Source organism: Streptomyces sp. NPDC001634, assembly GCF_040298185.1.
Taxonomy (GTDB): Bacteria; Actinomycetota; Actinomycetes; order Streptomycetales; family Streptomycetaceae; genus Streptomyces.
Genome location: NZ_JBEOZU010000105.1, coordinates 19,559 through 28,906 on the forward strand (window position 1 = coordinate 19,559; position 9,348 = coordinate 28,906).

Sequence of the window (9,348 nt, forward strand, 5' to 3'; positions counted from 1 at the left end):
CTCGTGAAAGCGCGAGGCTAGATCCACAGGTGGGAACACCGTTCGCTCAGTGATCAACAGCAGATTCGTCAGACGAACGCACCGGCCTGCGCCGCCTGTACGTGACCCTGACCCGCGCCGTCTCGGGCCTGATCGTCACGCACGCGGCCCCGCTGCCGCCCCAACTGGGCCAGGTGTCGCCACCACCAGGCTCCAAGGGGGGCAGGCGCGGCACCTCGCGCGGTGCCGCGCCTTCGCCCGGTCAGATGAGCGAGTTGTAGATGTTCCAGCCGTAACCGATGGACGTACGGGCCAGGAAGGGTGCCGAGGCGTTCCCGGTGCCGCGGTAGAGCCACAGGCCACCCTTGCTGTCGCGGGCGACGAGATCCGCCTTGCCATCCCCTGACAGGTCAGCGGTGCCGACGATGGAGCTGTACATGTTCCAGCCGTAACCGATCTGCCTCCGGGGCGCGAAAGGCGCGTTCGGGTTGCCGGTGCCCTGGTAGAGCCACAGGCCGCCCGTGCTGTCGCGGGCGACGAGGTCGGCCTTCCCGTCCCCCGTCAGGTCACCGGTCCCGACGATGGAACTGTAGATGTTCCAGCCGTGACCGATGGAGGTCCGCGCCAGGAAGGGTGCCGAGGCGTTCCCGGTGCCGCGGTAGAGCCACAGGCCACCGTTGCTGTCGCGGGCGACGAGGTCGGCCTTCCCGTCCCCGGTCACATCCCGGGCGCCGACGATGGAGCTGTAGATGTTCCAGCCGTAACCGATCTGCTTCCGGGGCGCGAAGGGCGCCTTCGGGTCGCCGGTGCCCTGGTGGAACCACAGCCTGCCATTGCTGTCACGGCCGACGAGGGCTCCGGTGCCGTCCGCCATCTCACCGCTGACACTGGTCATGATGTTGTAGGCGTTCCAACCGGTTCCGATGGCGGCCCGGGCGGCCAGTGCCCCGGAGGGCACACCGGTGCCGCGGTAGAGCCACAGGGTGCCGGAGGAGTCCCGTGCCAGCACGGTGCCCAGCTGCGACGCCGGCGGCACCCCGATGCCGGTGAGCGGCTCCAGCTGTGCCCCCTGCCCGGCGTCGCCGGTGACCTCGTACGTGGCCGACTGGCTGCCGCTCGCGGTCGGGGAGAAGGTGACCGTCTGCTGGACACTCTGCTCGGGACCGATGACCAGGCCCTCGGGGAGCGGGTCGGCGCTGCTGAACACACCTGCCGGGGCCTTCGCCTTGGTGACGGTGACCGGGATGTTCCCGGTGTTGGTGATGGTGAAGCTCCGAGTGCTCGACGTACCGCGGACCACCGCGCCGAACGAGAGGGTCGTCGGACTGAACACCAGGTGGCCCTCGCCGCTGATCGCGCTGCCCTCGAGGGGGATGGTGAGCGGACCGCTGGTGCTGCTCAGTGTGATGGACGAGGAGTTCTGGCCGGTGACCGTGGGCGCGTACCCGACCTGCAGGACGATCGAGCTCTGGGCCGGGATCACCGTCGGGTTCGCCGGGTCGGCGCTCGGCAGGCCGGCGGCCGTGAACGGTCCGTCGGGCGGGGTGACGGAGGTGATGGTCTCGGGGTCGGTGCCCGTGTTCGTCAGCTGGACGTTCGCGGTGGCCGTGGTCCCCGTCGGCTGGTTGCCGAAGGACACCGTGCCCGGGAACGCAGCCAGACCGGACTTGGTGCCGACGCCGTGCAGACTCAGTGCGAAACTGCCGGCGTCGGTGGCCACGGTGAGCGTTCCACTCGCGCCCAGGACCGCGGTGGGTGTGAAGGAGACGGGTATCGACAGCTGCCCGCCCGCCGGGATCGTCGGCGGCAGCGAGGATGTGTCCGCGGTGAACGGACCGTCGACCGTGACGCCCTTGATGCCGAGGGACTGGGACGGGCTCTGGTTCTCCGTCAGGACGACGTCGGTGCTCGTGGAGCCGCCCACCGGAACGAGCCCGAATTCGACCGGGCCGCCTTTGAGCGGGCTGCCCACCGGATTGCCGAAGGCGTAGACCTTCCCCTCCCGCGTGCCGACGAAAACCTGCCCGCCGTCGGTGGCCGGGGTGGCGAACTTCGACGCGGTGCCGATCGGCGCGGACCAGACCAGCGGCAGGACTCCGTTCGCGTCGGGAACCGGTTCGTACGCGCGCAGCTGGGCGTTGACGCCGGTCGACCCGCCCGACCAGACCACCCACACCAGGGCGCTGCCCGAGCGCGTTCCGTCGGAGGTCACCACGGGCGATCCGCTGGTGTACGGGAAGGTGTCCTGGCTGGATCCGGCGACGGTCAGCGCGGGGTCGCCCGAGCCCGTCACGCCGCGGTGCAGCGCCACCAGTGAGCCACCGTTGCCGACGCAGTAGACATAACCGCCGTCGCCGCCCCAGACCGCGGGGTGGCCCCACTGGCCCTTGAGCGGCCCGGTGATTCCCACCACGTCGTCGGTCCCGCCGGTGCCCTGCGACCTGCCGCCGAGGTCGTCGCGGTCCAGCAGGAAGACCCGGCCGTCCTTGCCCTGTTGCACCATCAGATGCGGGTGGGAGGCGGTACCGAAGCTGTCCGGCAGGCCGACCGGCCCGCCGGAGGCCAGGTCCTTGTCCTGCTGGTCCAGGGTCGGCGCGTTGGACGGGCTGAAGAAGTCGGCGGCCTTCAGACTCCGGTCGGCCTGCACCTGCAGCCGGACCACGGACTCCGCGAGCGTGCCGGGCGGCGCGCTGCCGGGGCCGGGCGCCGGGCTGACGCCGTTGCCGGTGGTGAGGAAGATCCGGCCGGGACCGTCCGAGACGAGTCCCCCGCCGGACTGCCAGATGCCGGCCCCGCTGTTGCTGGCGCCGGTCTCCGTCGCCCACATCGAGGTCACCGAGGGGTTGGTGGTGCTGACGCCGACCACGTAGCCGCGATAGGGCTTGGCGTCGCAGTGTCCGCCGAACGCCGCGTACACCACCCCGTCGAGCAGCAGCAGGCCGGGACGCTGCATCTGGTACGCGGGCAGGAAGGACTGGGTGGGGTCGTTGGACGGGGTGCCCTGGATCGTCACGGGGAAGCCGGACTTCTCCGCCCCGGTGACCGGGTCGAGCGCGTGCATGTACCAGTGCGGGCTCAGGTGGGTGGGACCGTCGTCGACCTTGGTGGTCAGATAGACCGCACCGCCGGCGGGGTCGTACACCGGCGTCGCGGTGCTGCCGACGTTCGGGACGAGGTCGCCGCAGTTGAGGGTGGACGCGGGCCATGCAGGCCCGAAGCTGCGCTGCCACAGCACGGCTCCTGTGGCGCGGTCGAGGCCGTAGGCCTTGTTGTTCTCGGTGACCGCCACCACCGTGCCGCCGACGACGATCGGCTGGGCGTATATCTGCCCGTCGAGCTGCGCGGGAGCCTTCCAGAGCTGCCCGAAGGAGGAGGAGCGCACGTCGGACGGGCCGAGGTCCGGTTCACTCGGGTCCCAGCCGGTCCGGCGGGTGTCCACCGAGCCGGTCGTCTCGCTTGCCTGCGCCGGTGAGACGCCCAGCCCTATCAGGCCCGCGGTCATCGCGGCCGTCATGGCGAGCGCCGGACCGCGCCGTCGTGTGTGTCTGCGTCTGTGTGCGTGTCTGGCGGCACCCGCCACCACGTCGCCTCGCGAAATCGCCAAGGAAACCCCCCTGAGTCCCCATGTTCGACGGCCCCCACCGCCATCCCACCCGGCCACGGCGGTCTCCTCGGTCACATGGGAGGCCGCAGCGCACGGGCACAACCCGCGCATCCAATCACGCAACCGTCGTCCGTGCATACCGTTGTGGACCTGATGCACGCGGTCCCGTCGCATGCTTGCGGCGCATCGTGACGAAGGGATCGGCCGGATCGTCGGCATCAACGAGAAAACCGGTCGGCGATGGCGGAACGGCCGCAGCGCCGACCGCAGACAGAAGGCGGCACCACCGAACGCAGCCCTCGCGGACGATGTACCGCGCGAGGCGCTGACTGATCGTTTCAGAATGCGGTGGCGAGGCGCGGCGGTCGGCTGTCAGTCGTCGAGGCGGTGAAGGATCTGCGTGAACTCGTCGTTCTCGATCAGGCCGACCAGTACCTGGGTCATGCTGCTGATGCCGGCGTCGCGGACGATGAGACCGTCCGAAACCCAGAAGTATCGGCCTCCCAGGGCTTCCCCGCTTGCGGTCCATCTCTTCATCAGGATCTCGACCTCGGCGAGAGTGATGATGGTCGCGCTCCACCGGGTGCCGTCCTTGAGGTCCACAAACACATCGACGTTGTCCACGGTCTCCAGATCTTCACCGGCATTCGGCAAGAAGGCGGCCTCGAAGTGCTCCGTGCGGACGCGGTACCAGGGCCCATCCCACCGACCCGGCAGTGTGCTGTCGCTCATCGGGTGAGCGTGCCAGGCTGAACTGCCCGCCTCAACCGTGTTCTTGTAGCACGCTTCCGCGGGTGACGAGTGATCTCGTGCCCGATGACCGGTGGACACGCGTGGCTGCCCTGCTGCCTTCACGTCCGGAACGGCGCCACCGGTACACGGGAAGGCACCGGATACCCGACCGCATCGCGCCGGCGGGCATCATCTACGTCCTGCGTACCGGAATGGCCTGGCGGGATGTGCCCCGCCAGGTGGCGGGCTGTTCTGGAGTCACGGCTTGGCGCCGCTTGCGGGACTGGACCGAAGCCGGAGTCTGGCCGCGGCTGCACGCTGTATTACTCACGGAACTGAGGGCAGCGGGCCTGCTGGAGATGGACGACTGTGCCGTCGACGGGTCGCACGTCCGAGCCCTCAAAGGGGGCTCCACACCAGGCCGTCGCCCGTCGACCGCGGTCGTCCTGGCAGCAGGCATCATGTGATCGTCGACCGGCGCGGCACCCCACTCGCGGCATCTCCGACCGGCGGAAACCGGCACGACGTGACCCAGCTGATACCGCCGCTCGACGCCATTCCCCACATCCGTGGCCGGCGTGGACGTCCACGCCACCGGCCACGGCGCCTGTTCGCCGACCGCGGTTACGACTTCGACAAGCACCGACGACTCCTGCGTAGCCGAGGGATCACCCCGAAGAGAGGAATTGTCAATTCCTGTGACATAGCGTGGCTGTTGGACCAAGGTGGCAGCCACGATTTCACGGTGGTCGAAGTCCGGCCAGCGTTCGCCGGTCCCGGTATCGGCGACGGTGCTGATGGCGGCCCAGGGGAGGCCGGGGCGGTCTCTGTGGGACGGTCCAGTCGCTCGTGCAGCGCCCGTACGAGCCGGGCGCGGTCCTGGACGCAGCGGGCGGTGCCCTCCAGCGGGGCGGACAGCGATGGTCGGCCGCGCCCACGAGGGTCTGTACGGTCTTCGGTGTAACTGCCGATCATGGAAGTAGCACCTGATGAGCGACGTGACTGTCTCTGTCGAGGCGGTTGAAGAGGTCCGGCCGGTCGAGTTGCCGGCGGACGTGCTGGACAAGCAGTTGATCGGGCAGTGCCCTCCCCCAGGCCTCCGTCGGGATCATCCCCATGGCCTCCCCCTCACGTCAGCAGTGGCCGCGCGAGACGTTCCACGTGTACGAAGACCGCCTCGTCAGCGTCGAGCTGGTATCCGCACGGGTGCGGATCACGCAACCGGACGAGATCACCCTCTGCCTGAAAGCGTTCGAACAGCTACGCGGCACCGCCGTCTACGGAGCCGAGGCACGGGCGCTCATCGTCAAGCCATCGACACTCTTCACTGACCGCAGACACAGCAAAGCACCGCCGTGTTGATCCTGGTCACCGTCCGGGGGTAGCTGCGGGCGACGCCACGCGGCTACAGGACGGTGCCAGCGGGCCGGTAGGCCGGGGCGACGCCCTCGGCAACGATGCCGCCGTGGTTGCCGCGGGTCGACACCCACAGCCAGTCCGCGCCGCCGGTGACCTCAGTCATCAGCAGACGGCCGCTCGGCCGTGGACCATGTCAGCCTCCAAAGACTCCTCAAGTCCAAGGAATGACCGAAGGAGCTCTCCTGATATTTCCCGGGAGGTCACAGGCCCGTCGCTGCCCTGCTCTGCGCCTTCTCGAACTCGGGCAGGGGATCGCCACCGAAGCGCCAGGGCCAGGCGGTGACCGTGCCGTCGATCGCCTCGAAGACGGGGCGGGCCTCGTTTCGCCGTTCGGCGGCCATCAGCGCGTAGGCGAGGAGGTTCAGGTCGGCACGAGCCGCGGCATGGTGGAAGAACCCTGGCTGGGCCCAGGTGCGGGCCGCGCGGTCGAGGGCTTGGGCTGCCGGCGCGTGGGTCCAGTGATTGCGCGCCATCAGCGCCTCGACTCCGCCCCGGGCGAGGACGGAGTGGTACTGCATGACCTCGGCGGTGAGTTCCGTCGCCGCGCAGGGCGCGTTCTCAGGGATACGAGCGCGGACGGCGTCGACGAAGTCCAGTACCTGGATGCGCGACCCCGCCTCCGTCGGGCTCAGATAGCCGAGCATGCTCAGATACGCCTCGCGGTTCCAGCGGTCGCGCGCGAGCACCTCGTTCCACACGCCGAACACCTCTGGCTGCGCGCGGCGCTCCAGGCGTGACACCCCCAACAGGACCACCCAGGGCGTGGGGTCCTCCGGAGCGAGATCGGCGGCTCGCAGACAGCCCTCGGTGACGGCGGTCGCGTTTTCCAGGCGTCCCTGGGCGCGGCCGCGTATGAGCTGCGTCCATGCGTGCAGGACGAGCGCACCCGCGTTGCGCGGCGCACGAGTGGCCCAGGCCCGAGCCACGTGCGATTCGGACAGGTACTGGGCCAGGACGGACATCTGGTGCGTACGGCGGTCCCAGTCGCCGGTGTGGCGTTCCAGGAGACGGGCTATCTGAGCCACGCACAGATCCGTCGTCGCGATCGTGCCCGTACTGGTGGTCGCCTGGAGGGACTTCAAAAGCCTGCTCAGGTCGACATCGTCGAGCTCGGGGGCAAGGTGGGCTCTTCTGCGACGCCTGGAGAGAAATGCCATGCACGGAGGCTAGGGGTGACCGGGTGTCCCACAACATGTCCGCCGAGATCGTTATAGATTCCCGGGTCACGCTTGAGCAACGCCAGCAGCGCGGCGCCCTCCTCGTGGCCCTGCCACCAGTGCCAGCAGCCGGGCCGCCCCGACCTCGCCCCAGACGCGCGATGGTCCGCGCGCAGAACGCCCGCTCTCACCGGCGGGCCGCGATCAGCACCTTCTCGATCCGGGACTGGCCCGGCGGCTAGATGCTTCGCGTCCGGCACTCGACCAGCAGGGCCTCGCGCTGCCGGTCCTCCACCAGCCCGGCAACGTACTCCACCGCGGCCTGTGGGACTTCCTCCAACGGCTCGGGGAACCGGCCCTCCAGCTCGACGAACGTCGTGGAGGGCGACGCCCGTTGGATGGTGGACCGCCGGCAGACCCTGCACGACTGGATGAGTCCGATGTTCATCGAGCTCGGCCGGGACCCCGACTTCCTGAAGTTCCTCCTCCAGTTCCGGGAGAACATCGACGCCGACGCGCTGGGGGCCGCCACCGAGGCCGACCCAGAGCTCTGGATGCGACAGGTGCGCGGCGCGGTCCAGGCTCCGGGGATGACGCTGCCGTCCTGGTTCGCCGATGCCTCTCTTCCCCTCCCGGGTACGGCGCAGCCGCCACGGAGCGAGGCCCCGCAGCCGTAGCGACGCCGACCGCTACTGCTCCTCGTCCTCGATCCCGCAGAGCCCTCGAAGAGCAGCGGCGCGCCCGCTGCGGGCTCGGGTGGGTCGAGTGGCCTTACACCATGGAGAAGTACCAGCGGTGCGGGCTGGCCACCGCGGGCCTGGAGGCGCTGCGCCTCGAGCACCCCGGCCAGTCCTGGCACACCCTGGGGGCCACTTCCAAGACTCCCGGACCTTCTGGGCGGCTGTAGGCACAGGCGTACCAGGGAGCTACCAGCAGCGCGAGACCTGCCCGCACGTGCCCGAAGGATGAGCCTGGCACGGCTGTGCGCCCGGCGGGGCACTGCGCCGACCGCCCTCGAGCATCTCGAGCCTCCGTCCGTACGACGGTACGCCGTCATACGGGCAGGGGCGGCCGGCGAGTGGGCCGCGCGGGCGCGGCGGTTCAGCTCCGGGCGGCGTCGATGTCCCCGGCGTTGATCAGCGCCGTCCTCAACTCCCGCAGGGCGTCGCGGTGCTCGTGTCCGGGCGCGGCCGTCGCGGCGTCCAGCAGGGCCCTGGCCTGCCGACGGACCTGTTCGTCGTACCAGACGGCGGCGGGGTGGGCGACCAGGAGCGCGGCCAGCCGCAGCGCCTCCGCGCTGTCCGGGTGGCCGGCAACAGGTGCGGCGCATGCTCCTCGAGCGCCGCAAGCCACGCCGGGGCCGGGCGCGAGGTAAAGAAGAAGGTCGTAGCGCGCGGATCCGCCCACCCCGCCAGCTCCCACACCTCCTCCTCGCCCGGCCGTGCGAGGCCGGCCAGTTCCAGGACGCGGTCGGCGCGGCCGGGCAGCGGAACCAGCAACTCCCGCGCGCGTCCACCACCTGGCGGTAGCGAGCAGCAGCCCGTTCCGGACCGGAGGCGGCGCCGTGCGGCGTGCCCGACGCCCTGCCATACACCTCGCCCCACACATCCAGCGCCTGCTCCTGCAGGCTGCCCAGGACCACGCCCATCAGCCGCTCGGCAATCCCCCTCGCCCGCCGGCGGTGATCACCACCCGGGCGCGCCAGCTCCCCGCGCAACACCTCGGCCGCCGCCCTCACCCGCTCCCACCCCGCCTCGACCGCCGCCCCCGCGGTGTCCGCATCGACCGCCGGGCCGGGAGTGCCGGCGTACGTGTCCGCGGACCCCGGGGACACGGCGGCAGCGGGATCCTCGAGCACCACGGCCCGAGCACGCCCGGCGTCGACGTCGTCCGCCCCGCTCACCGCACCGGCTTCCGGCTCGGCTTCCGGCCGTCCGGACGCCGCGGCGGGGCCGACGGGCCCACCGCGCGCCGAGCTACGGCGCCTCATCTGGCGGTCGCGGGCCTCGACTTCCTTCAGCAGCCGCCGCGCCGCGCCCTGCAGCCCCTCCGGCTTGGGGGCCTTGCCGCCACTGTCGTCGTTGCCGGCGTCCGCGAGCCCGAGCAGGGCGTCCGCCGTGCCCCGCACACACGACTCCGCGACCTCCCCGCCCTGCAGCAGACCGGCCGCGCCGTCCAGGATCCGGTGCGCGTCACGCAACAGATTCAGCGCCCTCTCGCCCGGCTCCCCCTGCGCGGTCAGCGCCGCAGCCAGCGCCTCGTCGAGCCCCGCCAGTCCGTCCCGCCGGCCGGCGGCATCTCCTCGCTCACGTACGCACCGTAGAACCCGACAGCCGGCACCGGGCCGGCAACCCAGCAGACCTCCTAGTGTCGTGCGCCGCAAATCACACGGGTAAGTTGCTACTCTTTTCGGGTGTCGCATCCGGGGCCTTCCGCAGTGTCGATCACGTTGTCTGA

At 70.6% G+C, this 9,348-nt stretch carries 8 protein-coding genes and 4 pseudogenes; 6 read left to right on the top strand and 6 right to left on the bottom strand.

Annotation, left to right across the window (positions count from 1 at the left end):
- Positions 1 to 71: 71 nt before the first annotated feature.
- Positions 72 to 260, top strand: a pseudogene (locus tag ABT186_RS48180) (hypothetical protein); the annotation flags it as partial.
- Here ABT186_RS48180 and ABT186_RS41230 read toward each other — a convergent pair.
- Both ABT186_RS41230 and ABT186_RS41235 read right to left on the bottom strand, forming a co-directional pair.
- Positions 242 to 3,493, bottom strand: a complete 3,252-nt coding sequence (locus tag ABT186_RS41230; protein WP_351929483.1) for a choice-of-anchor D domain-containing protein — start codon at positions 3,491 to 3,493, stop codon at positions 242 to 244. The pseudogene ABT186_RS48180 and the gene ABT186_RS41230 sit on opposite strands and share 19 nt — an antisense overlap.
- 462 nt (positions 3,494 to 3,955) lie before the next feature.
- Complete coding sequence (locus ABT186_RS41235; protein WP_351231039.1) at positions 3,956 to 4,315, bottom strand: hypothetical protein; 360 nt, start codon at positions 4,313 to 4,315, stop codon at positions 3,956 to 3,958.
- Positions 4,316 to 4,377: 62 nt separating this feature from the next.
- Here ABT186_RS41235 and ABT186_RS41240 point away from each other — a divergent pair.
- Positions 4,378 to 5,039: pseudogene (locus tag ABT186_RS41240) on the top strand (IS5 family transposase); the annotation flags it as partial.
- An 86-nt stretch (positions 5,040 to 5,125) separates the two neighbouring features.
- On the opposite strand, the pseudogene ABT186_RS41245 reads toward ABT186_RS41240, so the two are convergent.
- Positions 5,126 to 5,233 (bottom strand): annotated as a pseudogene (locus ABT186_RS41245) (restriction endonuclease); the annotation flags it as partial.
- Positions 5,234 to 5,389: 156 nt separating this feature from the next.
- Here ABT186_RS41245 and ABT186_RS41250 point away from each other — a divergent pair.
- A pseudogene (locus tag ABT186_RS41250) lies at positions 5,390 to 5,677 on the top strand (hypothetical protein); the annotation flags it as partial.
- 257 nt (positions 5,678 to 5,934) lie between these two features.
- On the opposite strand, the gene ABT186_RS41255 reads toward ABT186_RS41250, so the two are convergent.
- On the bottom strand, positions 5,935 to 6,891 hold the full coding sequence (locus ABT186_RS41255) for a hypothetical protein (RefSeq protein ID WP_351231041.1): 957 nt from the start codon (positions 6,889 to 6,891) through the stop codon (positions 5,935 to 5,937).
- A 238-nt stretch (positions 6,892 to 7,129) separates the two neighbouring features.
- The gene (locus tag ABT186_RS41260) at positions 7,130 to 7,339 is read right to left on the bottom strand and encodes a hypothetical protein (RefSeq protein WP_351231043.1); all 210 of its coding nucleotides are present in this window, start codon (positions 7,337 to 7,339) and stop codon (positions 7,130 to 7,132) included.
- Here ABT186_RS41260 and ABT186_RS41265 point away from each other — a divergent pair.
- Both ABT186_RS41265 and ABT186_RS41270 read left to right on the top strand, forming a co-directional pair.
- On the top strand, positions 7,332 to 7,568 hold the full coding sequence (locus tag ABT186_RS41265) for a hypothetical protein (RefSeq protein WP_351231045.1): 237 nt from the start codon (positions 7,332 to 7,334) through the stop codon (positions 7,566 to 7,568). The two genes, ABT186_RS41260 and ABT186_RS41265, sit on opposite strands and share 8 nt — an antisense overlap.
- 101 nt (positions 7,569 to 7,669) lie before the next feature.
- Positions 7,670 to 7,798 carry a hypothetical protein gene (locus ABT186_RS41270; RefSeq protein ID WP_351231047.1) on the top strand — a complete coding sequence of 43 codons (129 nt, stop codon included), beginning with the start codon at positions 7,670 to 7,672 and terminating at the stop codon, positions 7,796 to 7,798.
- 194 nt (positions 7,799 to 7,992) lie between these two features.
- Here ABT186_RS41270 and ABT186_RS41275 read toward each other — a convergent pair whose 3' ends face one another.
- Complete coding sequence (locus tag ABT186_RS41275; RefSeq protein ID WP_351231049.1) at positions 7,993 to 8,313, bottom strand: hypothetical protein; 321 nt, start codon at positions 8,311 to 8,313, stop codon at positions 7,993 to 7,995.
- Between the two features lie 142 nt (positions 8,314 to 8,455).
- On the opposite strand from ABT186_RS41275, the gene ABT186_RS41280 reads away from it, so the two are divergent.
- Positions 8,456 to 9,214: a hypothetical protein gene (locus tag ABT186_RS41280; protein ID WP_351929485.1), complete on the top strand. Its 759-nt coding sequence runs from the start codon at positions 8,456 to 8,458 to the stop codon at positions 9,212 to 9,214.
- The last annotated feature ends 134 nt before the right edge of the window (positions 9,215 to 9,348 follow it).